Annotated in this window: 26 protein-coding genes and 1 tRNA gene; 12 read left to right on the forward strand and 15 right to left on the reverse strand. The window is 63.0% G+C overall.

The features are described 5' to 3' along the window. Positions 1-8: 8 nt before the first annotated feature. Complete coding sequence (locus JVX98_RS21375) at positions 9-767, forward strand: hypothetical protein (RefSeq protein WP_205237351.1); 759 nt, start codon at positions 9-11, stop codon at positions 765-767. Here the strand turns inward: JVX98_RS21375 and JVX98_RS21380 are convergent. Next, on the reverse strand, positions 756-1,097 hold the full coding sequence (locus tag JVX98_RS21380; RefSeq protein WP_205237352.1) for a DUF6665 family protein: 342 nt from the start codon (positions 1,095-1,097) through the stop codon (positions 756-758). The two genes, JVX98_RS21375 and JVX98_RS21380, sit on opposite strands and share 12 nt — an antisense overlap. 341 nt (positions 1,098-1,438) lie before the next feature. On the opposite strand from JVX98_RS21380, the gene JVX98_RS21385 reads away from it, so the two are divergent. Further along, positions 1,439-3,028 carry a hypothetical protein gene (locus JVX98_RS21385; RefSeq protein ID WP_205237353.1) on the forward strand — a complete coding sequence of 530 codons (1,590 nt, stop codon included), beginning with the start codon at positions 1,439-1,441 and terminating at the stop codon, positions 3,026-3,028. 133 nt (positions 3,029-3,161) lie between these two features. On the opposite strand, the gene rpsA is transcribed toward JVX98_RS21385, so the two are convergent. From rpsA to aroA, 4 genes are all read right to left on the reverse strand, one after another. Beyond that, positions 3,162-4,886: a 30S ribosomal protein S1 gene (gene rpsA, locus JVX98_RS21390; RefSeq protein WP_082005877.1), complete on the reverse strand. Its 1,725-nt coding sequence runs from the start codon at positions 4,884-4,886 to the stop codon at positions 3,162-3,164. A 148-nt stretch (positions 4,887-5,034) separates the two neighbouring features. Beyond that, positions 5,035-5,673 (reverse strand): (d)CMP kinase, encoded by a 639-nt coding sequence (cmk, locus tag JVX98_RS21395; protein ID WP_192448166.1) that lies wholly within the window; start codon positions 5,671-5,673, stop codon positions 5,035-5,037. Beyond that, positions 5,670-6,476, reverse strand: coding sequence for a hypothetical protein (locus JVX98_RS21400; protein ID WP_205237354.1), 807 nt, complete (start codon positions 6,474-6,476; stop codon positions 5,670-5,672). Before JVX98_RS21400 ends, cmk begins: the two co-directional genes overlap by 4 nt. 23 nt (positions 6,477-6,499) lie before the next feature. Beyond that, positions 6,500-7,846, reverse strand: a complete 1,347-nt coding sequence (gene aroA, locus JVX98_RS21405; protein ID WP_205237355.1) for a 3-phosphoshikimate 1-carboxyvinyltransferase — start codon at positions 7,844-7,846, stop codon at positions 6,500-6,502. A 298-nt stretch (positions 7,847-8,144) separates the two neighbouring features. On the opposite strand from aroA, the gene JVX98_RS21410 reads away from it, so the two are divergent. Next, positions 8,145-8,537, forward strand: a complete 393-nt coding sequence (locus JVX98_RS21410; protein WP_043611865.1) for a TIGR02300 family protein — start codon at positions 8,145-8,147, stop codon at positions 8,535-8,537. Between the two features lie 200 nt (positions 8,538-8,737). After that, positions 8,738-8,813 (forward strand) — tRNA-Ala (locus JVX98_RS21415). Between the two features lie 32 nt (positions 8,814-8,845). Here the strand turns inward: JVX98_RS21415 and JVX98_RS21420 are convergent. Further along, the gene (locus JVX98_RS21420; RefSeq protein WP_192448168.1) at positions 8,846-9,286 is read right to left on the reverse strand and encodes a hypothetical protein; all 441 of its coding nucleotides are present in this window, start codon (positions 9,284-9,286) and stop codon (positions 8,846-8,848) included. A 59-nt stretch (positions 9,287-9,345) separates the two neighbouring features. Between JVX98_RS21420 and JVX98_RS21425 the strand changes: the two genes are divergently transcribed. The 3 genes from JVX98_RS21425 (at position 9,346) to JVX98_RS21435 (ending at position 11,404) form a co-directional block, all read left to right on the forward strand. After that, the gene (locus JVX98_RS21425) at positions 9,346-10,131 is read left to right on the forward strand and encodes a YdcF family protein (RefSeq protein WP_205237356.1); all 786 of its coding nucleotides are present in this window, start codon (positions 9,346-9,348) and stop codon (positions 10,129-10,131) included. A 107-nt stretch (positions 10,132-10,238) separates the two neighbouring features. Then, positions 10,239-10,874 carry a trimeric intracellular cation channel family protein gene (locus JVX98_RS21430; protein WP_077962782.1) on the forward strand — a complete coding sequence of 212 codons (636 nt, stop codon included), beginning with the start codon at positions 10,239-10,241 and terminating at the stop codon, positions 10,872-10,874. Between the two features lie 104 nt (positions 10,875-10,978). After that, entirely contained in the window at positions 10,979-11,404 is a 426-nt protein-coding gene (locus JVX98_RS21435; protein WP_205237357.1) for a plastocyanin/azurin family copper-binding protein, read from the forward strand. A 45-nt stretch (positions 11,405-11,449) separates the two neighbouring features. Here JVX98_RS21435 and irrA read toward each other — a convergent pair whose 3' ends face one another. Further along, a complete protein-coding gene (irrA, locus tag JVX98_RS21440) occupies positions 11,450-11,872 on the reverse strand; it encodes an iron response transcriptional regulator IrrA (RefSeq protein WP_043611882.1) in 423 nt (140 codons plus the stop codon). Between the two features lie 321 nt (positions 11,873-12,193). Between irrA and fabA the strand changes: the two genes are divergently transcribed. The 3 genes from fabA to fabI are packed head-to-tail and all read left to right on the forward strand — an operon-like array spanning position 12,194 to position 14,791. Continuing rightward, positions 12,194-12,709: a 3-hydroxyacyl-[acyl-carrier-protein] dehydratase FabA gene (fabA, locus tag JVX98_RS21445; protein WP_043611857.1), complete on the forward strand. Its 516-nt coding sequence runs from the start codon at positions 12,194-12,196 to the stop codon at positions 12,707-12,709. A gap of 47 nt (positions 12,710-12,756) precedes the next feature. After that, on the forward strand, positions 12,757-13,980 hold the full coding sequence (fabB, locus tag JVX98_RS21450; protein ID WP_192448172.1) for a beta-ketoacyl-ACP synthase I: 1,224 nt from the start codon (positions 12,757-12,759) through the stop codon (positions 13,978-13,980). Positions 13,981-13,984: 4 nt separating this feature from the next. Then, the gene (gene fabI / locus JVX98_RS21455) at positions 13,985-14,791 is read left to right on the forward strand and encodes an enoyl-ACP reductase FabI (protein WP_043611851.1); all 807 of its coding nucleotides are present in this window, start codon (positions 13,985-13,987) and stop codon (positions 14,789-14,791) included. A 93-nt stretch (positions 14,792-14,884) separates the two neighbouring features. Here fabI and JVX98_RS21460 read toward each other — a convergent pair whose 3' ends face one another. Further along, positions 14,885-16,390, reverse strand: a complete 1,506-nt coding sequence (locus JVX98_RS21460; protein ID WP_205237358.1) for a winged helix-turn-helix domain-containing tetratricopeptide repeat protein — start codon at positions 16,388-16,390, stop codon at positions 14,885-14,887. A 139-nt stretch (positions 16,391-16,529) separates the two neighbouring features. On the opposite strand from JVX98_RS21460, the gene JVX98_RS21465 reads away from it, so the two are divergent. Both JVX98_RS21465 and JVX98_RS21470 read left to right on the forward strand, forming a co-directional pair. Further along, entirely contained in the window at positions 16,530-16,781 is a 252-nt protein-coding gene (locus JVX98_RS21465; protein ID WP_205237359.1) for a DUF1127 domain-containing protein, read from the forward strand. Positions 16,782-16,881: 100 nt separating this feature from the next. After that, a complete protein-coding gene (locus tag JVX98_RS21470) occupies positions 16,882-17,994 on the forward strand; it encodes an MFS transporter (RefSeq protein ID WP_371826573.1) in 1,113 nt (370 codons plus the stop codon). 33 nt (positions 17,995-18,027) lie between these two features. Here the strand turns inward: JVX98_RS21470 and JVX98_RS21475 are convergent, their stop codons facing one another. The 7 genes from JVX98_RS21475 to rbfA form a co-directional block, all read right to left on the reverse strand. Next, complete coding sequence (locus JVX98_RS21475; protein ID WP_205237361.1) at positions 18,028-18,249, reverse strand: hypothetical protein; 222 nt, start codon at positions 18,247-18,249, stop codon at positions 18,028-18,030. Positions 18,250-18,404: 155 nt separating this feature from the next. Further along, on the reverse strand, positions 18,405-19,421 hold the full coding sequence (locus tag JVX98_RS21480; protein WP_192448176.1) for a class I SAM-dependent methyltransferase: 1,017 nt from the start codon (positions 19,419-19,421) through the stop codon (positions 18,405-18,407). 81 nt (positions 19,422-19,502) lie between these two features. Then, positions 19,503-21,653: a polyribonucleotide nucleotidyltransferase gene (gene pnp / locus JVX98_RS21485; RefSeq protein WP_043611841.1), complete on the reverse strand. Its 2,151-nt coding sequence runs from the start codon at positions 21,651-21,653 to the stop codon at positions 19,503-19,505. Between the two features lie 356 nt (positions 21,654-22,009). After that, on the reverse strand, positions 22,010-22,279 hold the full coding sequence (gene rpsO / locus JVX98_RS21490) for a 30S ribosomal protein S15 (protein ID WP_029742369.1): 270 nt from the start codon (positions 22,277-22,279) through the stop codon (positions 22,010-22,012). A 271-nt stretch (positions 22,280-22,550) separates the two neighbouring features. Next, positions 22,551-24,263 (reverse strand): sensor histidine kinase, encoded by a 1,713-nt coding sequence (locus JVX98_RS21495; RefSeq protein ID WP_371826529.1) that lies wholly within the window; start codon positions 24,261-24,263, stop codon positions 22,551-22,553. 183 nt (positions 24,264-24,446) lie between these two features. Then, a complete protein-coding gene (truB, locus tag JVX98_RS21500) occupies positions 24,447-25,382 on the reverse strand; it encodes a tRNA pseudouridine(55) synthase TruB (RefSeq protein WP_034804752.1) in 936 nt (311 codons plus the stop codon). 8 nt (positions 25,383-25,390) lie between these two features. After that, complete coding sequence (gene rbfA / locus JVX98_RS21505) at positions 25,391-25,795, reverse strand: 30S ribosome-binding factor RbfA (protein WP_043611838.1); 405 nt, start codon at positions 25,793-25,795, stop codon at positions 25,391-25,393. Positions 25,796-25,867 lie beyond the last annotated feature (72 nt).

The raw sequence follows: 25,867 nt of genomic DNA on the forward strand, positions 1-25,867 counted from the left end.
GATGAAACATGCTGCTTCCGACCCAGCAATCTGCCGCCACCGCGACGACCAATCTGGTCGGCTCGATCCTCAGGGACATCGAGAAGCGGCAGACGGAGGAAGAGGAAAAGGCCAAGGGCACAAAGGACGACAGGCTCCTGAGGGAGCAGGTCAAGCCTGATGGCGCTCAAAAGGCGGCCAACGAGAAGATCAACGGCTACTTCTTCGATCATGCCCGCAACGACGCCAGCAACAACCGCGCCGTGCTCATCCGAGAGGTCGGAAAGATCTTCGGCGTCGAGCGCGAAACGTTCAAGTCCGATGCGGCCTTTGCAAGGGAAATCGAGAACCAGCTGAAGGAAATGAGCCCCGGCGCCATTGCCGGCGTCGAGAAGGCGCTTGGGCTTCACAAGCTCAGCATTTCTCTGAGCGAGTTGATCCAGGCGCTCAAAAATCCAACCGGCCGCGAAAACGACCTGCTGAAGGCCGCGCTTGGCGAAACGGCCGACAAGGGGCCGCAAAGCACCGCTCAAGCCGCAAATGCCGTCGACCGCCTGGCGCGCGCGACAGAGCCTCAGTCGATCGAGGAAGCGCAGCTCGACAGCCTGCGCAGCGACCCGACCCGCAGAGCCGACAAGCTATCGCTGGACGAAGAGGAACAAAAGTTGCGGGCGCTCCAGTTCAAGGACGAGATGGAAGATGTCGCAGACCAGCGCGCGGCGGGCGCACCATCCTTGCTTCGCTTCGACGACAACGGCCTCTACAGGCTCGCTGCGCTAAGCCTCTGACGGCTTCCGGCGCACGATGCCGAGCCGCGCCATGACCTCCTCGGGTATGCCGTAGCGACGAACCACATCGCGGCTGTCCCGCAGGCCGCAAATCTCTCGCTGAATGAGGAAAGCCCAGACGGCATCGGCCGCCTCGTCGAGGACCCGCTCGCGCAGGTCCCTCGATGCATCGCCCTTTAACGCCGCAAGCGCGGCGAGCGCCTTTTCGACCTTGAGGCCATGCCGGCCAAGTGCGTCGGCGCGCTCGGACATCAATTCGTATTCGAGCACGTTGAAGGCGCCAGCCGTCGAGAAGCTCGGGCTTAGGGCTTTTGGGGGACGGACTGTCATCCGAAACTCCTGGCACAGACAACGCACGAGCCTGCAAAAAGGCTCCTTTAAAGATAGGCTTTGCCAACCCGTCCGCAAGCCGGACCGCGACAGGCGGGGGCGTCGAAACATGGTTAAGAATTCATAAACCTCTTTCTCCTAATCTCAAACCATCATGCCGATTCTCCTATCCGCGGCCGAGCCGCGGCTGTCTGGCCATTCGCCACGACGCGCATGAGGCGCCAACCCGCAAGTGATGAACAGAAAGTCGCGCGCAAGCTGAAAATTCGGACCGCGCCCAAGCGCGTTTCGTCGCTCGACGACGATTGGTCAAACCGAGGTCAAGCGAGATGGAGACCAGAATGCTGATACCCATCCAGGCGGCCCGAACCGCGGCCAGCACAGAAGAGACGACCGCAAGGACGCTGCAGCCTGCAGCACCGTTGACCGCCAGCCAGCGTGGCGAAGCCATACAGAAAATCCTCGATGCGTTGACACGGCATCTGTCCGGTCGCGAGGTCCTTTCGAAGGACGCGCTGGTGCGACTGATGGAGGATCTGGCGCGCATCCTAAAATTCCCGCCACTGCCGCAGGAAGGTGGGCGCGATTTCGTCCGGCGGCTGGTCGCCTTCCTCGAATCCATGCCGACGTCCGACCGGGTTCTTTTGGAGCGGCAGCTCGGTGGGCGCAATCTTTCAATCCGCGTCGGCCTGCTGGCGGAGCTGCCGGCCATCCGCAACGGCACGAACACGCCGGGCGGCACTGCGACACCCATGCCGGCGCAGGCGCGTGACGTCATCCTGCGCAACCCCTCGCTCCAGCCGGCGCTGCCGTTGAGCCAGGCTGCCGCACGCACGCCGCTCGGCGGTGAAGTCGCCCTTCTACAGGCCGTGCTGCGCAAGACCTTTGGCGTCGGCAACGATGTGACCGAGCCGCGGGGCGAGGAACTGGAAACGGTCGGAACCGAAGCGTCGTCGAAGGGCCGGAGCGAAAAGACCTCGGAGCGAGGCGACGCGCGCGCAAACGGCGCGAAGAGCGCTTCGTCAGGCGATACGCCGATCGGCAGCGCTGCCTCCCTGCTTGCCGGCGAAGGCGAGATTGCGGAAGCCGCATCGCTGGCCGGCCCCATGGCTGAGGCCGAGGAAGCCCTGCAATCCGGGAAGACCGGGCATGGAGAGATAGAAGCCCCGGCCGAAGACACTGCAGCAGCGCCGCTCGACGCGCACGGCGCCGATGGGACAGAGGCGGCAGAAACGATCGAAGGCGAGGATCCCGACGGCACCTACGGACCGCTGCCCGATGCCGACGAGGAAGACGGCCACAGAACCACTGCCGCCGGCCGCAACGATCCGGAGGTGCGCCCGGCACGCGTGCTTTCCGAGGCGATCAAGACGCTCATCCGCGACAGCGTGGCCTTGCCTACTGGCGCGGCCGATGGCGATCCCGGATCGGCGGCGCAACCGATTGAGGAACCGGCCACCCAATCCCAGACGCCCGCCAAGGACGCCGGCACGCGCATCGCCGATGCCGCCGCCCGCCAGCATACCGCAACGGCCGCAGACACGAGCTTGCCGTCGCTCCTGGATGATCGCTCCGAGGAGACGGTCCAGCCGCGCGCACCCGCGGACGTTCGCCCGCAACGCGCCACGGACGAACAGACGGTGCAGCAGATGATCGCCAGGCTGGTGGAAAACGGCCTGCCGCGTGAGGCCATCCCCTTCGCCATGATCCCCTATCCGACGGACGCGGGCGAGGTGGAAGGCGAAGACCATTCGCGCGGCATGCCTGGAGGCTCCGGCGAAGAGGCAACGGGCGAGGAAGAAACGGCACAAGAGGGCAGCGACGGAAATGCGGAAGACGGAGAGCCGACCGGCGAAGCCATGCCGGAGGACGAGGCACCGGAAACGCCCGACGCCTATGATCTTTACCGCAGGCTCGGCGGTCTCGGTTAGGACACCGGCTCAGACTTGGGTTCGGACCAGGCCGCGCCCGAAGCTGCGCGCCGATTTCACACTTCGGACTTACAAAGAAAAACCCGCGGAGATCGCTCTCCGCGGGTTTTTCAGTTCAGATGTCAGGCAACGATTACTCGTTGTTCTGGCGGTTCTTCAGAGCCGCGCCGAGGATGTCGCCGAGCGAAGCGCCCGAGTCGGACGAACCGAACTGAGCAACGGCTTCCTTCTCTTCAGCGATTTCCAGAGCCTTGATCGACAGCTGGATCTTGCGGTCCTTCTTGGAGAAGTTGGTGACGCGAGCGTCGACAACCTGGCCAACCGAGAAACGCTCCGGACGCTGTTCGTCACGATCACGCGACAGGTCAGCGCGGCGGATGAACGAGGTGATGTCTTCGTGGTTGACGAGCTTCACTTCGATGCCACCATCGTTGATCGCGATGATTTCGGCCGAAACAACGGCGTTCTTGCGCAGTTCGCCCGAAGCAGCGGCGTCGCCGACTGCATCCTTGCCGAGCTGCTTGATACCGAGCGAGATGCGTTCCTTCTCGACGTCGACGTCGAGAACAACAGCGCGAACGACGTCGCCCTTGTTGAACTCTTCGATGACCTGCTCGCCCGGACGGTTCCAGTCGAGGTCGGAAAGGTGAACCATGCCGTCAACGTCGCCGTCGAGGCCGATGAACAGGCCGAATTCGGTCTTGTTCTTGACTTCGCCTTCAACTTCGGTGCCAGCCGGATGGCTGTGCGCGAATGCCTGCCACGGGTTCTCGAGCGTCTGCTTGAGGCCGAGCGAGATACGACGCTTGGTCGGATCGACTTCGAGAACGACAACGTCGACTTCCTGGCTCGTGGACAGGATCTTGCCGGGGTGTACGTTCTTCTTGGTCCAGGACATTTCGGAGATGTGGATCAGGCCTTCGATGCCCGGCTCCAGCTCGACGAACGCACCGTAGTCGGTGATGTTCGTGACGGTACCGGAGATCTTCTTGCCGACCGGGTACTTCGCACCGATGCCATCCCACGGATCCGACTCGAGCTGCTTCATGCCGAGCGAGATGCGGTGGGTTTCCTGGTTGATGCGGATGATCTGAACCTTGACCTGCTGGCCGATGTTCAGGATCTCCGACGGATGGTTCACGCGACGCCATGCCATATCGGTGACATGGAGCAGACCGTCGATGCCGCCGAGGTCGACGAACGCACCGTAATCGGTGATGTTCTTGACGACGCCTTCGACAACCTGGCCTTCTTCAAGGTTCTGAACGATTTCAGAACGCTGTTCGGCGCGGGACTCTTCGAGAACCGTACGACGCGATACGACGATGTTGCCGCGGCGCTTGTCCATCTTGAGGATTTCGAAGGGCTGCGGGTTGTGCATCAGCGGGGTGACGTCGCGAATCGGACGGATGTCGACCTGCGAGCGCGGAAGGAAGGCAACGGCGCCGTCGAGATCGACGGTGAAGCCACCCTTGACCTGGTTGAAGATGATGCCTTCGACGCGTTCGCCGGCTTCGAACTTCACTTCCAGGCGCATCCAGCTTTCTTCGCGGCGAGCCTTTTCGCGCGACAGAACAGCTTCGCCGAGCGCGTTTTCGATGCGCTCAACGTAGACTTCGACTTCGTCGCCGACCTTGAGCGAGCCGTCCTTGGCCTTCGCGCCGAATTCCTTCAGAGCGATGCGGCCTTCGACCTTCAGACCGACGTCGACAACGGCGACGTCCTTTTCGATGGCCGTAACGATGCCCTTGGCAACATAGCCTTCGGCGAGATCGGTCTTCGCGAAGGATTCTTCGAGAAGCGCTGCGAAATCGTCACGGGTAGGGTTGGTAGCAGACATGGAATCTCCTGCATGCATCTCATTCGAGACGCACATGCGCCGGGGGCTGGTGTTGAACAGGCCTGAACCCAGTCCGCTCCATTTGAAGGAGCAATCCGGCGCGTGGACGGAATTTCAGGCTTATGCAAGAAGGGCGATCCTGACAGTGTCTGGGATGGGCTCTTCTTCAGATCTTCTTGATCAGGGCCGCCTCGATCAAAGTCTTCGCGGCCTGAAACGCCGCCTCTATACTCATTTCGGACGTATCAAGCAAGTGCGCATCCTCGGCCGGACGCAAAGGACTGTCGGCACGCCCCATGTCGCGCTCGTCGCGCTTCTTCACATCCTCGAAAATCGCCTGGTAGTCGGCCGGCTGGCCATTGCCGATGATCTCGTCGTAGCGGCGCTTGGCCCGCACTTCCGGCGAGGCGGTGACATAGAGTTTTACCGGCGCATCCGGGCAGACGACCGTGCCGATATCGCGGCCGTCGAGCACCGTGCCGGGCTCGCGCAGCGAAAAAGCCTGCTGCGCCTCGACCAGCGCCCGGCGCACGGCCGGCATGACGGCGATCTTCGAGGCCGCCTCGCCGATCGCGTGGGCGGAAAGGACCGAGCGATCGAGGCCTGCCAGTTCGACCTCGCGCGCCACCTTCTCGGCGACTGCCTCGTCGTCGAGCGATAGGCCGGCATCGAGCAGTGCCTTGGCGGTGGCGCGATAGGTCAGCCCCGTATCGAGATGATGGAAGCCGTATTCCTCGGCGATGCGGCGCGAGAGCGTGCCCTTGCCGGCTGCGGCCGGTCCGTCGATGGCGATGGTGAACGTCATTTTCCAACCTGCATATGTATATGGTCGTCGTGCCTGGCGGCCCGGCAACCCTGAAACCGAATGGACTCCGCTTCGACGCCAAGTCGCTGCGCCAGATGCGGCTCCACGAAAATCTTCTCGATGCCGAAACCGCTCCCCTCGCCCGAGAGCCAGCGGAGCGCCTCTGCGGTTCGGTCTTCCTCCAGCGGCAAGGGCTGCCACAGCGACTGCAAGAAGTCCAAGTCCCAGCGCAAGGTCAAGAGGTCTTCGCGATCCCGGCATGGGAGAATGCTCTCCGCTCTCGGTTGCTCGAAGGCGAAATAGCCGATCGGCGAGCGGGTCGCCCTATCCTTATAGCTGCCCTCGGCATCCTGATAGAAGAATGCGACATCGAGCTTCCGACCATCCGAATGGGAGAGATGCGGGAAAAGCGGAAAACCGTCGAAGAACGGAAAGTTGGCGTCGAGCGCCAAGGTGGTCGTTTCGGGGAACGCCTGATCCATATGGCGCGACAGGGCGGTCGCCGCTTCCTTCAGTTCCGGAACGACATATTGGCGGTTCAGGACGCAGAAGAGCGGTGACTGCATCTTCAGCCGCGACGTGCCGTCGTCGAAACAGGGCAGAGGCACGCGGCCGAAGATCGGCGCAACGGCATAGCTGAGCGCGGTCCCCGCCGCATAGAGGCCGAGAAAGAGCGCGAGGAACATGGCAACGCCGGCCCTCCTTCGGCGCAAGAGCGCACGCGTGACGAGCCAGACGGCGCCGCCGATCTGCGTCAGCAGGGTCAGAAGCACCACGACCGCAAGGGTCAGCAGCCATCTCATTGTCACTGCCAGCGTCGTCGAACTCACGCGATCCTCGCGCCGAGGCCGGACATCAGGTCCAAGAAGCCAGGAAAGCTTGTCGCGATCATCGACACGTCATCGACGGTGACCGGATGTTCGGCTGCAAGTCCAAGAACCAGAAAGCTCATGGCGATGCGGTGATCGAGATGGGTCTTGACCGATGCACCGGCTGCGTTTCCGAGCCCTTTGCCGTCTCGACGGCCGCGCACCATCAGCGAAGAAGCCTCCTCCTCGCATTCGACGCCATTGAGCGCCAGGCCTGCGGCGATGGCGGCGAGACGATCGGACTCCTTTACCCGCAGTTCGTCGAGGCCGGCCATGACGGTCTCACCCTCGGCAAATGCGGCGGCGATGGCGAGAGCCGGGTACTCGTCGATCATCGAGGCGGCGCGCTCTTCAGGAACCGTGACGCCGCTCAGTTCGGAATGCCGTACGCGCAGATCCGCCACGTCTTCCCCGCCAACCTGGCTGCTGTCGATCACCTCGATATCCCCGCCCATCTCCTGAAGCGTCAGGATCAGGCCCGTGCGCGTCGGGTTCATCAGCACGTTGGTGATCGTGATGTCGGAGCCCGGAACGATCAGGGCCGCGACCAGTGGGAAAGCCGCCGACGAAGGATCGCCGGGCACGTCGATCTCCTGGCCGGTAAGCTTACCTCGACCTTCGAGGCGGATCGTACGGACGCCGCTGATCTCGGTCTCGACAGAGAGTGCAGCGCCAAAAGCCTGCAGCATCCGTTCCGTGTGATCGCGCGTCATGACCGGTTCGATGACGGTGGTGATGCCAGGCGCGTTGAGACCGGCGAGCAGCACCGCCGACTTCGCCTGGGCAGAGGCGACCGGCACCCGGTAGGCGATCGGCGTCGGCGTCTTCGGCCCGCGAAGGGTCACCGGCAGGCGATCGCCTGCGGCCGCCCTCACCTGCACGCCCATTTCGCGCAAGGGGTCGAGAACCCGCGCCATCGGCCGGCGGCTGAGCGAGGTGTCGCCAACGAATGTCGTTTCGAAGTCATAGACGCCCGCCAGCCCCATCACCAGACGGCAGCCCGTGCCGGCATTGCCGAAATCGAGCGGCACCTCTGGTGCAAGCAGCGCGCCGTTGCCGACGCCATCGACGACAAAGGTGTTACCCTCCTTGCGGATGCGGGCCCCCATGGCCTGCATCGCGCGGCCGGTGGCCAGCACGTCCGCGCCTTCTAAAAGGCCCGTAATGCGCGTTTCGCCGCCAGCAAGCCCACCCAGCATCAGCGCCCGGTGCGAGATCGACTTGTCGCCGGGAATGCGGATCGAACCGCGCAGATCGGCGGACTTTCGGGCGGTGGCGGGTCTCGGGCCCGATCCATGAGACATGCGGCATCCTCTGGCCCGAAAAAGGGCGCTCTTGGCGAAAGGCGCAACCGCGCCCGTTCCGCAGCACTCCTATCACAACCCCTGCTGCGTGTTCCACAAATCGCGGCCGCACGGAGATCGCCACAGGGGGCGGCAAGGGCCGGAAAGCCGGCAACGCCGGGGCTTTGGCGATTTGTCTTTGACAGATGCGGTCAAGACGATTATGGGGACCGGCTAATCATCATAAGCTTGATACCCTTTCCACCCGCCGGCTTTCCGGCAAGCGCCGGCTCGGCCGGCCATTCAAGAGGCTTTGACTGTGGCAAAACCGGAACTTGGAACAAAGCGCATCGACCCGGAAACGGGGCGCAAATTCTACGATCTGAACAGTGATCCGATCGTTTCGCCCTACACCGGCAAGTCCTATCCGCTGTCCTTCTTCGAAGAAACCTCGGTCGCCAAGGTGCTCGAGAAGGAAGAAGAAGAAGACGTAACGGAAGTCGATGCAGAGAACACCGAAGTCGAACTCGTTTCGCTCGAGGATGCCGATGATGAGGCAGCCGGCGGCGACGACCTGCCGGATCTCGGCGACGACGACGTCGAAATCGACGGCGACGACGATGACGACACCTTCCTGCAGACCGACGACGAAGACGACGACGACGACATGAGCGACCTCATCGGCGTGTCGGACGACGAAGAAGACGTCTAAGCGCTTCAAATGACAAAGAAATGCTCCCGTCCTCGGCCAAAGTGGCCCGGACGGGAGAAAAATGGCCCGGACAAAAAATAAATCCACAGGCCACGCATTTTTCGGCTTGCCATCCTCAAAAAGGGGAAGTAATAAGCCGCCACTCGCCGAGCACAACAGTTCGACGAACTTCCCGGACCGGCCTAGCCGGAACCCGATATGGGGCTATAGCTCAGCTGGGAGAGCGCTTGCATGGCATGCAAGAGGTCAGCGGTTCGATCCCGCTTAGCTCCACCAAAATCTTCCTTCGATTGATCAGTACCCAGTCCTCAGGGACCTTCGTTCGCGGCCATTTCGTCCAGCGAATCCAGGATCATCGTCAGCAACCGGATGATGTCGGCGGATTCGAGCAGAGCATTGCGGATTTCGCGCTCGGACCGTTTGGGTATGGAACCGGCAATGTCCAGCAGGATGTTGGTCACGTCCGGCGCTTCGGTGTTCGGTTCCATCCCCGTCTGCTCGCGCATGCAGCGGATCAGCGCCACTGCGCCTTCAAGCAAACGCTGTGCCTGCACCGGGGTGAGGTCATGGACCTCGTTGGCGGCACGAAACAGCTGCGATCGGAAGCCGGCTATCGTGGTCATCTCGCGGATGATACTCCTTTCGGCTTCAAATGAAAGTGGTGGCCGGAGCCGCCCACGCAACGTTCGGATGAACAGGATGCATGCGCTAGCTTGCGCGAACACGAACAGCCGTTTCGCGCGCACCATCTGCCCGCGCCGCCATGCATTCATAATTTGTTAAGCAGCTGAACGCAGAAGCTGGTGCCATGTTTCTGATCTCGAAAATCTACTGGCTCATTGTGCAGCCGCTGTCGTTCTCGCTGCTCGCCGTCATCGCCGGGCTGCTTGCGACGGCCATCGGCTGGCGACGCATCGGCGCCGTTCTCGGCAGCCTGGGCGCGTTGGTTCTTTTCGTCAGCCTGTTCACCACCGCTGGCCCCTACGCCCTGCAAGCGCTCGAGGATCGATTTGCGCGCCCGACGCCGCCGACAGCGCTTTCCTGCATCATTGTGCTCGGCGGCGCCTTCGAAAACGAAGTGATGGCAAGCCGCGGCGGCACGGAGCTCAACCAGGCAGCAGACCGCTTCATCGAGACAGCGAGCCTCGCCAAGCGCTATCCCGAAACGCGTATCCTCGTCTCCGGCGGCGACGGCTCGATCAGCGGCGCCTACGAGGGCGATGCGCTGGCCTCCAAGGCGTTCTTCGACATCTTCGGGATCGCCGCGGATCGGGTGATCCGCGAGGAAGATTCGCGCACCACCTTCGAGAACGCGCGCTACACCAAGGACCTGCTGGCGGCAAACGGACTTTCACAGTGCGCGCTCGTCACCTCGGCGTATCACATGCCGCGCTCCGTCGGGCTCTTCCGCGCCAACGACATCGACGTTCTGCCCTGGCCGACCGACTACCGCACCAACGGCAAGGTGCGGCTTGGCTTCGATTTCACCCAGCCTTCGCTGAACGCGCAGCTGACGACGACGGCCGCCAAGGAATGGACCGGGCTTGTTGCCTATTACCTGCTCGGCCGCACCCAGGCCGTGCTGCCGCAATAGGAAGCCATGACGTGCCCCACTGCTGCAAATGGCAGTTCGCCCCCTGACTTCATCCTGGCGGTGCGCTAATGATCTGCGAGAGCCAATCGGGCTGAAACGGAGCGCCCATGCCGATCCTCGAAATCCTCGACTATGCCGGCGTGGCCGTGTTTGCCGCCACCGGGGCGCTGTCGGCGTCGCGCAAGCAGCTCGACATCATCGGCTATCTGTTCCTGGCCTCGGTCACCGGCATCGGCGGCGGCACGATGCGCGACGTCGTGCTCGGCGCCACGCCCGTCTTCTGGGTCACGAACCCGACCTATCTGCTGGTCTGCGCCACCGTCGCCGTTCTCCTGTTCTTCACCGCCCATCTCTTCGATTCGCGCTACCGGGTCCTCGTCTGGCTCGACGCGATCGGCCTGTCGGCCTATTGCGTGATGGGTGCGGCGAAAGGCTATGCGGCCACGGGGTCGCCGGGCGTCGCGCTCGTTACCGGCATGCTGACGGCGACGTTCGGCGGCGTGCTTCGCGATCTGCTGGCCGGAGAACCCTCGGTGCTGCTGCGGCCGGAAGTCTACGTGACGGCAGCGCTGATCGGCGCCAGCGCCTATGTGCTGGCGACGATGGTGGGACTGCCGCTTGTGGCCGCCTCGGCGCTCGGCGTGGCCTCGGCCTTTGCCGTACGCGCCGGCGCGCTCAAGTTCGGTTGGACGCTGCCGACCGGCAAGGCATTGCCTGGCCGCGACCCGGACGACGTGATGTGAGCCTTGGGCACCCGCCTGCCTATGACAGGCGCCGGACAGCACGGGTAGCGTAGTTGATGCGGTGTCGGCCGCCACCCGGGCGGCTCCAGCGAAAGGGATACCGCATGCGCTTCCTCAACAACAAGCTTGCCGCACTCGCCCTTCTTTGCATGGCCTCGCCGGCATTTGCCGCCACGACGGTCAAGGTCGTCGAAGGTGGTGAAGCGGGTGGTCCGATGACACTGACACTCGACCAGTCGACGATAAAGGCCGGAGAGACGGTCTTCCTGGTGCACAACGACGCCATGACCGAAGAGCACGAGATGGTGCTGGTGAAGCTGAAATCAGCCGACCAGAAGATCAATCTCATCGCGGCCAAGCATCGCGTCGACGAAAAGCAGCTCAAGAGCCTCGGCGAGGTTTCCGAGCTGAAGCCCGGAGCCGATGGCCAGCTGAAAGCCAAGCTCGCGCCGGGCACCTATGTGCTCCTTTGCAATATCAAAGGGCACTACGAGGCCGGCATGCGCGCCAATCTGACGGTGACGGAATAGCGGCGATCGATCGCCATCGCGGCCACCGTCACGGTGGCCGCCCTATTAGCGGCCGTTCTTGCGGCGCAGACGGATGACCACGTCGACATGGGCGATCTCCATGCCCTCGGGCGGCTCCGGCAGATTGTCGATGTGGATGTTGCTGACCGGAATATCGAGAACCTCGTTCTGGCCCTCGACGAAGAAGTGATGATGGTCCGACACGTTGGTGTCGAAATAGGTCTTGGCGCTTTCCACCGCCAGCACGCGGATCATGCCGGCCTCGGTAAACTGGTGCAGCGTGTTGTAGACCGTCGCCAGCGACACCGGCACGCCGGCCATGACGGCCTCTTCGTGCAATTCTTCGACGGTCAGGTGGCGATCACCCTTGGCAAAGATCAGATCGGCGAGGGCAACGCGTTGACGGGTCGGACGCAGGCCTGAGTGGCGAAGCCTTTCTTCCGAACTCACTTCTGTTGCTTTCGTCATCAAGGGTCGTTCCATGTATCCCGGCGAAATTCACAATACTTCCTCCGCGATATAACTTTTACGTCCTCGCCTTTCAATAGATTCCAGCCCTGACAGGCGTTGCAAAGCCCGAAAAACCGGTCAAACTCGGGGAATGCTGGCAATTAACTCTGGTCGCGCCCACATTGATCCTGTAAGCGACGGCGGAGTGAAATCGTCATCTGAAGCGATGGAGACCGGACGGAAAACCGCAAGATCCGGGTCGCCACGCTTCATTTCAAGCCAAACTTGCTCTAAAGCAGGTCGGACAACACAATTTGTTACGCGGGGAAACATCTATTCATGACGACCAGACAATCCAGCTTCAACTATGAGGAAATCCTGGCCTGCGGCCGTGGAGAATTGTTTGGCCCCGGCAATGCCCAGCTGCCGCTGCCGCCGATGCTGATGGTCCACCGCATCACCGATATCTCCGAAACCGGCGGAGCCTTCGACAAGGGCTACCTGCGCGCCGAATACGACGTGCGGCCGGACGACTGGTATTTTCCCTGCCACTTCCAGGGCAACCCGATCATGCCCGGCTGCCTCGGCCTCGACGGCATGTGGCAGCTGACCGGCTTCTACCTCGGTTGGCTCGGCGAGCCCGGCCGCGGCATGGCGCTTTCCACCGGCGAAGTGAAGTTCAAGGGCATGGTGCGTCCCCACACCAAGCTTCTCGAATACGGCATCGACTTCAAGCGCGTCATGCGCGGACGGCTCGTGCTCGGCACGGCCGACGGCTGGCTGAAAGCCGATGGCGAAACTATCTATCAGGCGACCGACCTCCGCGTCGGCCTGTCGAAGGATAAGGCCGAGTAAGATCCAGGCCTTTCCGCAGCCAACGAAATAAAGAAAAGGTCAGTACCATGAGACGGGTTGTTGTCACGGGCCTCGGCATCGTTTCCTCGATCGGGAACAATGCAGACGAAGTCACGGCGTCGTTGCGCGATGCCAAGTCGGGCATCACGTTTTCTCCCGATTTCGCCGAGAACGGCTTCAAGTGCCAGGTCTGGGGCGCGCCGTCGCTCGATCCGACCGAACTCGTCGATCGCCGTGCCATGCGCTTCCTGTCGCAGGGTGGCGCCTGGAACCACGTGGCGATGAAGCAGGCAATCGCCGACTCCGGTCTGGAAGAAGCCGTCATCGCCCGCAACGAGCGCACCGGCATCATCATGGGCTCGGGCGGACCGTCCACCCGCACGATCGTCGAAGCGGCCGACATCACCCGCAAGAACGTCAGCCCCAAGCGTATCGGCCCGTTCGCCGTTCCGAAGGCGATGTCGTCCACCGCATCGGCGACGCTTGCCACCTGGTTCCAGATCCACGGCGTCAACTATTCGATCTCGTCGGCCTGCTCGACCTCGGCCCATTGCATCGGCAATGCTGCCGAGATGATCCAGTGGGGCAAGCAGGACGTGATGTTTGCCGGCGGTCACGAAGATCTCGACTGGACCATGTCCAACCTGTTCGACGCCATGGGCGCCATGTCGTCGAAGTACAACGAAACGCCGGCGACGGCTTCGCGCGCCTATGACGCCAACCGCGACGGCTTCGTCATTGCCGGTGGCGCAGGCGTTCTCGTTCTCGAAGAACTGGAGCACGCCAAGGCCCGCGGCGCGAAGATCTACGCCGAAATCGTCGGCTACGGCGCGACCTCCGACGGCTACGACATGGTGGCTCCGTCGGGCGAAGGTGCTGCCCGCTGCATGCGTCAGGCGCTCTCGACCGTGAAGGGCGATGTCGACTACATCAACACCCACGGCACATCGACACCGGTTGGCGACAGCAAGGAAATCGGCGCGATCCGCGAAGTGTTCGGCAGCAAGATTCCGCACATCCAGTCGACCAAGTCGCTCACGGGCCACTCGCTCGGTGCGGCCGGCGTACAGGAATCGATCTATGGCCTGCTGATGATGCAGGCCGGCTTCATCGGCGAAAGCGCGCATATCAGCGAACTCGACCCGGAATTCGATGGCGTTCCGATCGTTCGCAAGCGCATCGACAATGCCAAGATCGATACGGTTCTTTCGAACTCCTTCGGCTTCGGCGGCACCAACGCAACGCTCGTCTTCCAGCGCTACAACGGATAACACCATGACGGGACTGATGACTGGAAAGCGTGGCCTCATCATGGGTGTGGCCAACAACCATTCTATTGCCTGGGGCATCGCCAAGTCGCTTGCAGCGCAAGGCGCGGAGCTGGCCTTCACCTATCAGGGCGAAGCGCTGGGCAAGCGCGTCAAGCCGCTGGCGGCCGAACTCGGTTCCGACTTCCTGCTTCCCTGCGATGTCGAAGACATTGCGTCGGTCGATGCCGTCATCGATGCGATCAAGGAACGCTGGGGCAAGCTCGACTTCATTGTCCATGCCATCGGCTTCTCGGACAAGAACGAGCTGAAGGGCCTCTACGCCGACACCTCGCGCGACAATTTCAGCCGCACGATGGTGATTTCCTGCTTCTCGTTCACCGAGATCGCCAAGCGCGCGGCCGAGCTGATGGATGAGGGCGGCTCGATGCTGACACTCACCTATGGCGGCTCCATGCGCGTCATGCCGAACTACAACGTCATGGGTGTCGCCAAGGCGGCACTCGAAGCGTCCGTGCGCTACCTGGCCGCCGACTACGGCGTTCGCGGCATCCGCGTCAACGCGATTTCGGCAGGCCCGATCCGCACGCTTGCCGGCGCCGGTATTTCCGACGCTCGGGCGATGCTCTCCTGGCAGCAGAAGAACTCGCCGCTGCGCCGTACCGTCACGATCGACGATGTCGGCAGTTCGGCCCTCTATCTTCTTTCGGACCTTTCGCGCGGCGTGACCGGCGAAATCCACTATGTCGATTCCGGCTACAACATTACGTCGATGCCGGCACTCGATGCGCTCAGGACAGCCGACGCCGAGTAACGGCAGCGGCGAACGACCCAGCTTCTATCGAAAACCCCGGCGAGACATCTCGCCGGGGTTTCTTGTTTTGGGGTCGGTAAGGCTCGAGAAACATCAACCCGGAAGGCCGGCCTTGTGGAAGCCGTCGACGAAGTGCGCCAGCGTCGCTGCGTCACGAAACGGCTCGGTCGTCGCCCAGAAACCGGTCGTAAAATGCGGGTTGGCGACAAGGAACAGGTCGACCTCGGCGCGCGCCTCGTCGAACCGCCCCAATTGCGCGAGGCTCGCCGCCAGGAAGCGACGGGAGCTGGTACGGTAGGTCTCATCCTTGCGCAAAGTCTCGACCGCGGCTTCGTAGTCTCCGGCCGCATACTGCGCCTGGCCGAGGGTCAGATAGTACCAGCTTGCCGGATAGGGGTTCAGCCGGAACGCCTTGCGAATGTGTTCCAGCCCTTCCTCGACCCGGCCCGCCAGCACCGTGATGTCGGACAATGTCGCCCAGGTGTCGGCTTCGTTCGGGTCAAGCTCGATGGCCCTGGCAAACTCGGCGTCGGCCTCGGCGAAGTTGCGCTCGTAGGCAAGCAGGTTGGCCAGCACCCAGCGGCAGCCGGCGTCGCTGGGATCGATCGCGACGGCTTTGCGCGCCAATTCCAGAGCGATGCTGCGGGTCGGCTCGATCGGCGCGCCCCAGTGCACCCACCCCATCCAGTGGTTCATGGCGAGCCAGCGATAGGCCTCGGCATAATCAGGGTCGAGCGAAACGGCACGGGTGAGCATCAGATGCGCTTCCCGGGCGGTCTGCGGCGAATCGTCGATCAACTTGCGCGCCCGCACGCAGAGATCGTAGGCCTCGAGGCTCCTAGGGCGATTGCGTGACGGCGGGGTGCGCAGCCGGCCAAGCAGCGCCTCGACGATCTTCGCCGTCACCTCGTCCTGAACGGCAAAGATGTCTTTCAGATTGCGATCGAAGCGCTCGGCCCACAGGTGCTCTCCACTCAGCGCATCGACCAACTGGGCATTGATGCGCACGCGTCCGGAGGCGCGCCGTGCGCTTCCTTCCAAGAGGTAGCGCACGCCGAGGTCTTCCGCGATCGCGCGCACGTCCATCGCCCTTCCCTTGTAGGCAAAGGTGGAGTTGCGGGCGATGACGAACAGGCCACCGCTCCGGGAGAGATCAGTGATCAGGTCTTCCGTCAGCCCGTCCGCAAAGGCATCCTGATCGGGATCGTTGCTGAGATTGACGAAGGGCAACACCGCGATCGACGGCCGGCTCGGCAACGGCAACGGCTTTCGCCCGCCCGCCAACCGCTCGATATTGCCCATGAAACGGTAGCCGATGCGCGGAACCGTTGAAATCCACTCGCCGCCGTCGGCAGCCCGGCCGAGCAGCTTCCTGAGCTGTGCGATCTGTACGGTGAGATTGCCTTCCTCGACGGCCGTGCCCGGCCAGGCGGCGTCCATCAGCTCGGTCTTGGCAAGGATTTCACCTGGCCGTTCCACGAGCGCCGCAAGCAACTTCACGCCGCGATGCCCGACTGCAACCGGATCATCGTTCCGCAGGAGCGTTCCCGCACCCGGATCAAGCACGAATGGACCAAAGGCAAACCGCGTATCCTGCATGCGGCGATCTATAGCCCGTTTGGAAGTTTTTGAGAACTTTTTGGAAGGGCTTAAGTACGGCGTCGATCCTATTTCGCAGAATCCAACCTCCTTCAGATCGAGGATCTCCGGATCCCTCAAAGCCGATAGCGAGGTTGTCATGAACAACGCCCCCTTTTCTCCCATCGTTTCCCCTCAGCCAGCGGCGCCAAAGACGCGGGGGAGCCCGACGCGTTCGCTTTACCCTGTCGAGACGCTGAGACGGATGGTCGCCGCCTGGCGTGAACGGAACCAATTTCACGTCGAGCTCGAGCGAAAGCTCAAGGGCGATCCACATCTGATCGACGATATCGGCCTGACGCGACGCCAGGTCGAGGAGGAGCTGGCCAGACCCTTCTGGCAAGTGCTTTAAGGTGACCCGCGCAATGACATCGGACCAGCAGCCACCACCGGCGCCGCTCCTTGGCGAGGCGATCACAACGCTCCGGGAAGATCGGACCCCATGGGCGGCGATGGCGGGCATCATCGCGACGGTCACCGTCTTTGCGGTGGCGCAGGGGCTCACCTATCCGCTGCTCAGCTTCATCCTGGAGCGGCAGCGGACGGAACCTGCCCTCATCGGCCTGTCGGCGGCCATGACGCCGCTTGGGTTCATCCTGTCGGCGCCTCTGATCCCGATGCTTTCACGGCGGCTGGGCGGTGCCCGGCTCGCGGTCCTGTGTTCGGTGCTGGCCGCCAGCACGCTTGCCGCCATTGCCTGGACCGCCGACGTCTGGGCCTGGATGCCACTGCGCTTTCTGCTGGGCGTCTTCGCCAATCCGCTATCCGTGATCAGCGAGACCTGGCTGGTGGCGATTACGCCCGCGTCCCGCCGGGGCCGCATCATGGGTCTCTATTCCTCCGTCGTTTCGGCCGGCTTCGCCATCGGGCCGCTGTCGCTCGGTCTGGTCGGAACGGCCGGCTGGTCCCCATTCCTGATCGGCATCGTGGCTTTCCTCGCCTGCGGCCTGATCCTGCTCGCTTTGGTGTCGCGCCTGCCGGAGATGCCACAGAATGGGGAGGCGACTTCGGTCGCCGGCTTTTTCGCGCTGGCGCCGTTGCTGCTGTTTGCGGTCGCGACGGCTGCGGCCTTCGAGCAGACCCTGCTTTCGCTGCTTGCGGTCTATGGCGCAGCGCTTGGCAGCGACGAGGCGCGCGTCGCGCCGCTCATCACCTGCTTCATTGCCGGCAATGCGTCGCTGCAGGTCCTGCTCGGACGGCTCTCCGAACGCAGGGGATCGAGGCGGACCATGCTGTTCTGCGTGCTTTCATCCCTGGCCGGGTGCCTGCTGCTGCCATGGCTGTTCGACAGCTGGCTCATCTGGCCGCTCGTTTTTGTCTGGGGCGGGGTGACGTTCGGGATCTATACCCTGTCGCTGATCCAGCTCGGCGAGCGCTTCGGCGGTCGGGCCTTGATCGCCGGCAATGCCGCCTTTGCCTTCGCCTGGGGCCTTGGCGGCATGGTCGGCTCGCCGGCAACGGGACTTGCCATGCAAGTGACCGGACACCACGGCCTGCCGCTGTCCCTCGGCCTGCTCTGCGCCGCCCTCGCTGGGCTGTTGATCGTCAAGGAACGCCGCAGCTGACGGACCCGGTCCGCCTGCTTTCTGCCGGCTGCCTCAAACCAGGATGAAGAGCACGAGCAAGGCCACGATGACCGCCACTACGACGAAACCCGTATGGGTTCGGCGTGCCGGGTCAAGCGGCGAACGGTAGAGGCTCTGCAGGAACGACATGGGCACCTCGGAGGTCGCGCCATGTCCCTCGCCCTGCTTGATGTCCTTGGCGATAGCTTCGGCCGCATCCTCGCTCAAGGGCGGCCTGTTTACTCCCGACGTCATGGATCTCATCCTCCGGCAGCAAAACCGGGCACATGGTGAGCCGGATCTGCGGCGAAGGCAACGGGCAAAGTCTGGCGTGCGGCCAGATGCAAAAAAGCCGGGTCATCCGCCCGGCTTTTCCATTCTCGGTTCGTGCAAAATGGGCCCTACTGGGCCTAGCGCTTGGCCCAGAGCACCTTGAAACGGGCGTTGCGGCAGGTCTCGCCATATTCCTTGGAATTTTCGGCCAGCACCTGCTCATAGGGCAGGCCGCGATTGGCGACCATCATCAGCTTGCCACCCTGCTTCAGCGCCTTCAGCGCCGTCTTGATGATGGCGACGCCGAGCGCCGGCTCAGCCGCGTGGCCCTCATGGAAGGGCGGGTTCATGACGATGAGGTCGTACTTGTCGCGCGGCTCTTCGCTCGTCAGGTCGAACCAGTAGAAGCGCGCCGGCATGCGCGGCGCGTTCGCCATCATGTTGACGCGGGCCGCCTCGAGCGCCTCGTGATCGGCCTCGAAGAGATCGACCCCCTTGGTGCCCGGCGACGCTTCAGCGAGCTTGGCTGCGAGATAGCCCCAGCCGGCGCCGAAATCGGCGGCGTGGCCGTGGAAATCGATCGGCAGACGCGAGGCCAGCAGTTCGGAGCCGGCATCGATGCGGTCATGCGAGAACATGCCGGGCGATGCCTCGAACAGGCCATCGACGCGCACCGGCACCTTGGCGAGCTTCTGTACGGCGTCGGTGACATCTTCCGGACGGGTGAACCAGAAGGCGACGCCGTGGTATTTCGGCAGATGGTCGCCGTCCCATTCGAACTTGGCGATGCGCTTCTTCAGCGACTGGATGCCATCTTCCTTGCCGCCGGCAACGACGATCAGGCCGCCTTCGCGCGTGCGCTTCAGCGCCTCGGCGATCCGGTCTTCGTTCTCGCCCTTGTGCTTGCCGCACAGGATCAGCGTGACGTCGTAGTCCTCGCCGGTGATTTCAGGCGCCACGTCGGCACGGGCGGCCTCCAGGGCGCGATAGAGCGGCCGCAGCGGCTGTACGGCAGTGATCGACGCCTCGAAGCCCTGGGGCAGCCTGTAGCCCGCTTCCGCGCCAAGGAACAGCACGCGCTCGCCCGCGCCCGGCGGGTCGATCACGCCGCTGTCGAACGGGTAAAACAGGGTCTTCAACGAATCTCGGCTCATCGGTCTATCCGTCATCTTCTTACAAGAAAGGGGCGCGGAGCGAACCGCCCCGCGCCCCGAATGCATTCGGGTGAAGCGCGCTTATTCAGCGGCTTCGCCGTCGCCCTTCTTCTCGGACTTCTCGGCAGCGATTTCCTTGCCGGTGGCCTGGTCGACGACCTTCATCGACAGGCGAACCTTGCCGCGCTCGTCGAAGCCCATGAGCTTGACCCAGACCTTGTCGCCTTCCTTGACGACGTCGGTCGTCTTGGCGACGCGCTCGGAAGCGAGCTGCGAGATGTGGACGAGGCCGTCACGGGCGCCGAAGAAGTTGACGAAGGCGCCGAAGTCGGCGGTCTTCACAACGGTGCCTTCGTAGATCTGGCCGACTTCCGGCTCGGCAACGATCGAGTGGATCCACTTGCGGGCCGCTTCGATTTCCTTGCCCGACGAAGAGGCGATCTTCACGGTGCCATCGTCTTCGATGTTGATCTTGGCGCCGGTCTTTTCGACGATTTCGCGGATGACCTTGCCGCCCGAACCGATGACTTCGCGGATCTTGTCGACCGGGATGTTCATGACTTCGATGCGCGGGGCGAATTCGCCGAGCTGGCCACGGCTTTCGGAGATGGCCTTAGCCATTTCGCCGAGGATGTGGAGACGGCCGCCCTTGGCCTGGTTGAGCGCGATGCCCATGATCTCTTCGGTGATGCCCTCGATCTTGATGTCCATCTGGAGCGAGGTGATACCGGCGTCGGTACCAGCGACCTTGAAGTCCATGTCGCCGAGGTGGTCTTCGTCGCCGAGGATGTCGGAGAGAACGGCGAAGCGCTCATCTTCCTTGATCAGGCCCATGGCGATACCGGCAACCGGCTTTGCAAGCGGAACGCCAGCGTCCATGAGGGCGAGCGAGGTGCCGCAGACGGTAGCCATCGAGGACGAGCCGTTCGATTCGGTGATCTCGGAAACGACGCGCAGCGTGTAGGGGAACTGCTCGGCTTCCGGCAGCATCGGGCGGATAGCGCGCCATGCGAGCTTGCCGTGACCGATTTCGCGACGGCCCGGCGAGCCCATGCGACCGGTTTCGCCGACCGAGTAGGGCGGGAAGTTGTAGTGCAGCATGAAGCGTTCTTTGTACATGCCGGTCAGGCTGTCGACGTACTGTTCGTCTTCGCCGGTGCCGAGCGTGGCAACGACGATCGCCTGCGTCTCACCGCGGGTGAACAGGGCCGAACCGTGGGTGCGCGGCAGAAGGCCGACTTCGGAAACGATCGCCCGAACGGTTTCCAGATCGCGGCCGTCGATGCGGCTCTTGGTGTCGAGGATGTTCCAGCGAACGATCTTGGCTTGCAGGTGCTTGAAGACGGCGCCGATGACTTCGGCAGTGTGCTTCGGCTCGGCGCCTTCCGGGAAGAAGTGTGCCTTCACCTTTGCCTTGACGGCGTCGACGGCAGCGTAGCGGGCAGCCTTCTCGGTGATCTTGTAGGCGTCGCGCAGTTCGGCTTCGGCCATGCCGAGCATTTCGGCTTCGAGCGCGGAATGATCTTCCGGCTGGAAGTCGCGCGGCTCCTTGGCGGCAACTTCAGCGAGCTTGATGATCGCGTCGATGACCGGCTGGAAACCCTTCTGGCCGAATACGACGGCGCCGAGCATGACGTCTTCCGCCAGTTCCTTGGCTTCCGATTCGACCATCAGCACCGCTTCCTGCGTGCCGGCGACGACGAGGTCGAGGGTCGATTCGTCCATCTCGTCGAGATGCGGGTTCAGCACGTACTGGCCATTGATGTAGCCGACGCGCGCGCCGCCGATCGGGCCCATGAACGGGACACCCGACAGCGTCAGCGCAGCAGAAGCGGCAACCATCGACAGGACGTCGGGGTTGTTTTCGAGGTCATGCTGCATGACCGTGACGACGACCTGGGTGTCGTTCTTGTAGCCCTCGGGGAACAGCGGGCGGATCGGGCGGTCGATCAGGCGCGAAACAAGCGTTTCGTTTTCGCTCGGACGGCCTTCGCGCTTGAAGTAGCCACCCGGGATCTTGCCGGCGGCGTAGGTCTTTTCCTGGTAGTTGACGGTCAGCGGGAAGAAGTCCTGGCCCGGCTTCGGCGCCTTGGCCGAAACGACGGTGGCGAGAACGACGGTTTCGCCGTAGGTGGCGAGAACGGCGCCGTCAGCCTGACGGGCGACCTTACCGGTTTCGAGCTTGAGCGGACGCCCAGCCCATTCGATTTCAACCTTGTGGGTATCGAACATGTTCTGTCCTTCGTGTGCGGCGGACCTCTCCGCGGCTGTTGCAGCGCGGGCGGTCGAAGGGCCGCATGAAATGGCGCATCACGGGCAAGACAACGGGAGGCTTCACGCTTCAATCGGCTGGTTTCCGCTTTGCCCATTCACCCGCTTTGAAGCGGCGTTTCCGGCAAGCAGGGGCCGAAGCATCCTGCAATCCTGCCCCATGACGGGCCATCGGTTGATCCGCGATACCGGCCCATCCGGCTCGCTGGACGCTCTCGTTTAGCCACGTTTCCTATGCGGCTGGAGAGTTTAATCGTCGAGCGTTCAACGCTCCATAAAAAAGCCGGCGGGCCGCAAAGACCCGCCGGATAAGTCGCTTAGCGACGGATGCCCAGGGCACCGATCAGCTTGGTGTAGCGCGCTTCGTCTTTCTTCTTCAGATAGTCGAGGAGCGAACGACGGCTGGAAACCATCGCGAGCAGACCACGGCGGGAATGGTTATCCTTCTTGTGGCCCTTGAAGTGTTCGGTCAGGTTGTTGATCCGTTCCGTCAGGATAGCAACCTGGACTTCCGGAGAACCGGTGTCGCCTTCAACGGTTGCAAATTCCTTGATGAGCTGAGCCTTACGCTCTGCAGCAATCGACATCGGATGATCCTTTCGATTTCGAGGATTTAGGGACGCCGTCAGCCGGGATGTCGTCCAGCTGCGGCCGTGAATGCAACGGGCATTTAGCCTTTTGCTGGCGTGCCTATAAACGAATTGGATGAAAAAGGAAAGGGTCATGGACCGGCGCTCGCGAAGGCCGGCGGATGGCCTCAATAACCGGTCGGGCCCGGCTCCATCGGGGGCGATTTTATCCGGCCGCGATCGGCAGGTGTGCGGCTCGGATCGGCGGAGAAAACCCGCCGGCGGCCGGTCATGGCGCGTCGTCTTCGCCGGCCTGTCGCGGCACTGTGATCCGCCACTCGATACCGTCGGCATGCATCGTCCGCTCCAGCACCGCATTCAGGGCCATGCCGAGCATGCGTTCGAGCACGAGCGTGCCAAAACCCTTGCGGATCGGATCTGAGGGCTTGCCTGCGAGATTGGCCCCCTCCTCCCGCCAGCGAATGGCGATGCCCTCATCCTCCAGCGACCAGCTCAGCTTGACGACCCCGGTGGTATTGGCGAGCGCGCCGTATTTGGTGGCGTTAGTGGCGAGTTCGTGCAGAGCCATGCCGAGCGTCTGGGCGATCTGGGTCTCGAGCCGCAAAGGCGGGCCGGACAGGATCACCCGCCTCGGATCGTCAGGCGTGAACGGTTGCAGCTGGTTCTGGGCCAGTTCCCGAAAATCGACCCCTTGGGCGGCATTGGCGATCATCAGGTCGGTGGAGCGGGCGAGCCCGGCGATGCGCTTGCGGAAACTGTCGGCGAAATCGGCGGCGCTCTCGGCCGAATAGACCGACTGGTTCAACATCGACTGGATCACCGTCAGCTGGTTCTTCGAGCGGTGCGCCACCTCGCGCATCAGGAACCGGATTTCGCTCTCCGCCTTGGTGCGCGCGGCTGCCGCCCGCGCCAGTGCCGCCGAAACCTGCTCGACCTCGGCGATCATGTGCGGGCGCGGCTCGATCCGCTCGCCGGCGCCAAGGCGGCGCGCATCCTGCGCCACGAGCTTCACACCCTGCGACAGGAGCCGCGCGATGGCCAGCGAACCGGCGATCGCGATGCCGGCAAAGATGATGCCACCGAGAGAAAGCCACAGGAACGACCAGACGGCGGGCGCATCGACGATCGAGCGCGGGGCCCAGGCGATGATCCGCCAGCCGGTGATCACCGAGAATTCGGTCGCCACCCGATATTCCGTGCCGTTCTCCTTGATGTTGCGAACGCCGATGCTGATCGCTGGGACCTTGTCGAGAAAGAACGGCTTGCCGGCCTTGACCGTCGCATCCGAGGAGATGATGACCTTTCCCGCGCCGTCGACGAGGGCCGCGTTCCAGCCAGGCGTCAGCGTATCACGGTTAACGGCCTTGGCCATGTTCTCGGCGTTTTGCGTCAAGGCCAGCAGGTATTCCTCACCGGTCGAGAGTTTTGCCGGCAGATAGACGTTGAACACCCATTTTCCGGCGGTCTTGCCGAAGAAGACATTGGAGACGAGCGGCGCGCCGTTGTTGGTGAAGGCGCGCTCGATGGAGTCCGGATCGGACCCCTTGCCGAGCTGGGTGCCGAAGGGAACGCGGGTGTTGAGCCGCTGCTCGTGCTTGCGATCGATGACGATCAGGTAGGAATCGGTCTGCGCCAGCGCTGTCGAGGCTCTCTCGTAAAAGGCCTGCAAATTGGTTTCCTCGATCGCCCGCGAGGTCGAAAGCACCTTCAGCGTCGTCAGCATGCCCTCGATATCGCGCTCGACGATGCGCGTCACCGATCCGGTCGAGGCCTGCAGCAGCGAGGTGATAACCTGCTCCTGCGCATCGACGCTGCGCTTCAGCACAACAAGCGAAAAGATGAAGGCCGGAACGATGGCGACCAGCAGCAGCGACGTCAGATAGAAACTGAACGGGCGGGTCAGCCGATGGCGGGCGCGATCGACCATCGCCGCCAGGCGATTGCTTGCCCTGCGTTTTCCTTCCTCCGTCACACCGGTCACCTGCAACGTCCCTTTCCGTTCCCTGCCGGCGGCATCAACGCCTTGGGCGCACGTCGCCGCAAATGGCGCAACCGCCAAACGGCAACGAAACGCGATACGGAAACGGAATCACCTCGGATGGACTGGGAACCCATGCCGGGATCATGCGTCAAGGATCAAGCAAAGGCAAATGGTTCCGGGCGCTTAGCTTCCGGCGAAGACACGCTTGGGGCGGAATTCGCCCTCGGCGATCTCACCGATAGCGACCAGCTTGCCGCGCGCCGTGGCATAGGCCTCGGGCGTCGCCAGCGGTGCGTCGCGGCCGCGCAGGATGATGGGATTGCCCATTCTGAGACGGTGCGCCTGGTCGTCGTTGACAGGCACGTGCGGAAGGCTGGAAAGCGCTTCGCCGGTCTCGATCAGATAGGCGTCGAGTGCCGCCAGACGTTCCTGGTCGTCCTCGATCTTTTCCAAAGCCACCAGGTCGGCAAGCGGCACCATGTCCTCTTCCCCGAAAGGGGCGACGAAGGTACGTCGCAGCGACGCGATGTGGCCGAAACACCCGAGATCGCGGCCCATGTCGCGGGCGAGCGAGCGCACATAGGTGCCCTTGCCGCATTCGATTTCGAAATGGGCGAGATTGGGTGCAGCACCCAGCAGCGTCAGCCGGTGTACCTCGACCTCACGGGCCGGGATTTCGACCGTCTCGCCGTCGCGGGCGAGATCATAGGCGCGCTCGCCATCGATCTTGATCGCCGAGAACTGCGGCGGGACCTGGCTGATGACGCCTGTGTATTTCGGCAGAAGCGCGCGGATCGCCTCTTCGTTCGGCCGCTCGGCCGAGGAATGGGTGACCTCGCCTTCGAGGTCGTCCGTGGAGCGCTCCTCGCCCCAGGCGACGGTGAATTCGTAGATCTTGCGTCCATCCATCACGTAAGGGACGGTCTTCGTCGCATCGCCGAGCGCAATCGGCAGCATGCCGGAGGCGAGCGGATCGAGGGTGCCGGCGTGGCCGGCCTTCTGGGCCTTGAACAGCCACTTGATCTTCGAGACGGCTTCGGTGGAGCCGAAGTCGAGCGGCTTGTCGAGGATCAGCCAGCCCGAGATCGGGCGGCCCTTGGGCTTACGCGGTTTGGACATGAAATCTACTATTCTTCGTCTTCGGTCTGGTCGAGATCGCGGCTGACTTCCGGCGAACGCAGGAGTTCATCGATCTTCTTGTAGTTGTCGAAGCTCGTATCGTCGCGGAAACGAACGTCGGGCATGTATTTCATCTGCCTGAGCTGCGGGCCGAGGCGGCCCCGAATGTACTTGGCATTGCGGTTCAGCGCGTCGATGACTTCGTCATGGTTGGGTACGCCGAGCGGAGTCACGTAGGCGGTGGCGATCTTCAGATCCGGCGACATGCGCACTTCCGAGATCGCGATGACGGTCTTCTCGATCACGGGATCGCGAACTTCGCCGCGCTGCAGAACCTGCGTGATCGCAGCACGCACCTGTTCACCGACACGCAGCATGCGCTGGGAAGGGGCAGAGGATGTGGCTTTGGTCATGGTCGTTGGCTTTCCAAGGTATTGCGCCCGCCCAGGGCGGCAATCCGTTTTATTCTTAAGCGTAATATAGCG

The organism is Ensifer sp. PDNC004, assembly GCF_016919405.1.
Classification (GTDB): domain Bacteria; phylum Pseudomonadota; class Alphaproteobacteria; order Rhizobiales; family Rhizobiaceae; genus Ensifer.

Coding starts and splice junctions, on each gene's coding strand:
- JVX98_RS21470 (WP_371826573.1), top strand. CDS start 16,882: ATGGCGGGCATCATCGCGACGGTCACCGTCTTTGCGGTGGCGCAGGGG.
- JVX98_RS21430 (WP_077962782.1), top strand. CDS start 10,239: ATGCCGATCCTCGAAATCCTCGACTATGCCGGCGTGGCCGTGTTTGCC.
- JVX98_RS21460 (WP_205237358.1), bottom strand. CDS start 16,390: ATGCAGGATACGCGGTTTGCCTTTGGTCCATTCGTGCTTGATCCGGGT.
- JVX98_RS21420 (WP_192448168.1), bottom strand. CDS start 9,286: ATGGTGCGCGCGAAACGGCTGTTCGTGTTCGCGCAAGCTAGCGCATGC.
- truB (WP_034804752.1), bottom strand. CDS start 25,382: ATGTCCAAACCGCGTAAGCCCAAGGGCCGCCCGATCTCGGGCTGGCTG.
- JVX98_RS21400 (WP_205237354.1), bottom strand. CDS start 6,476: ATGAGATGGCTGCTGACCCTTGCGGTCGTGGTGCTTCTGACCCTGCTG.
- fabA (WP_043611857.1), top strand. CDS start 12,194: ATGACGACCAGACAATCCAGCTTCAACTATGAGGAAATCCTGGCCTGC.
- JVX98_RS21425 (WP_205237356.1), top strand. CDS start 9,346: ATGTTTCTGATCTCGAAAATCTACTGGCTCATTGTGCAGCCGCTGTCG.
- rpsA (WP_082005877.1), bottom strand. CDS start 4,886: ATGCATGCAGGAGATTCCATGTCTGCTACCAACCCTACCCGTGACGAT.
- rbfA (WP_043611838.1), bottom strand. CDS start 25,795: ATGACCAAAGCCACATCCTCTGCCCCTTCCCAGCGCATGCTGCGTGTC.
- JVX98_RS21480 (WP_192448176.1), bottom strand. CDS start 19,421: ATGAGCCGAGATTCGTTGAAGACCCTGTTTTACCCGTTCGACAGCGGC.
- JVX98_RS21435 (WP_205237357.1), top strand. CDS start 10,979: ATGCGCTTCCTCAACAACAAGCTTGCCGCACTCGCCCTTCTTTGCATG.
- JVX98_RS21375 (WP_205237351.1), top strand. CDS start 9: ATGCTGCTTCCGACCCAGCAATCTGCCGCCACCGCGACGACCAATCTG.
- JVX98_RS21380 (WP_205237352.1), bottom strand. CDS start 1,097: ATGACAGTCCGTCCCCCAAAAGCCCTAAGCCCGAGCTTCTCGACGGCT.
- cmk (WP_192448166.1), bottom strand. CDS start 5,673: ATGACGTTCACCATCGCCATCGACGGACCGGCCGCAGCCGGCAAGGGC.
- irrA (WP_043611882.1), bottom strand. CDS start 11,872: ATGACGAAAGCAACAGAAGTGAGTTCGGAAGAAAGGCTTCGCCACTCA.
- fabI (WP_043611851.1), top strand. CDS start 13,985: ATGACGGGACTGATGACTGGAAAGCGTGGCCTCATCATGGGTGTGGCC.
- aroA (WP_205237355.1), bottom strand. CDS start 7,846: ATGTCTCATGGATCGGGCCCGAGACCCGCCACCGCCCGAAAGTCCGCC.
- JVX98_RS21465 (WP_205237359.1), top strand. CDS start 16,530: ATGAACAACGCCCCCTTTTCTCCCATCGTTTCCCCTCAGCCAGCGGCG.
- pnp (WP_043611841.1), bottom strand. CDS start 21,653: ATGTTCGATACCCACAAGGTTGAAATCGAATGGGCTGGGCGTCCGCTC.
- rpsO (WP_029742369.1), bottom strand. CDS start 22,279: ATGTCGATTGCTGCAGAGCGTAAGGCTCAGCTCATCAAGGAATTTGCA.
- JVX98_RS21475 (WP_205237361.1), bottom strand. CDS start 18,249: ATGACGTCGGGAGTAAACAGGCCGCCCTTGAGCGAGGATGCGGCCGAA.
- JVX98_RS21385 (WP_205237353.1), top strand. CDS start 1,439: ATGCTGATACCCATCCAGGCGGCCCGAACCGCGGCCAGCACAGAAGAG.
- fabB (WP_192448172.1), top strand. CDS start 12,757: ATGAGACGGGTTGTTGTCACGGGCCTCGGCATCGTTTCCTCGATCGGG.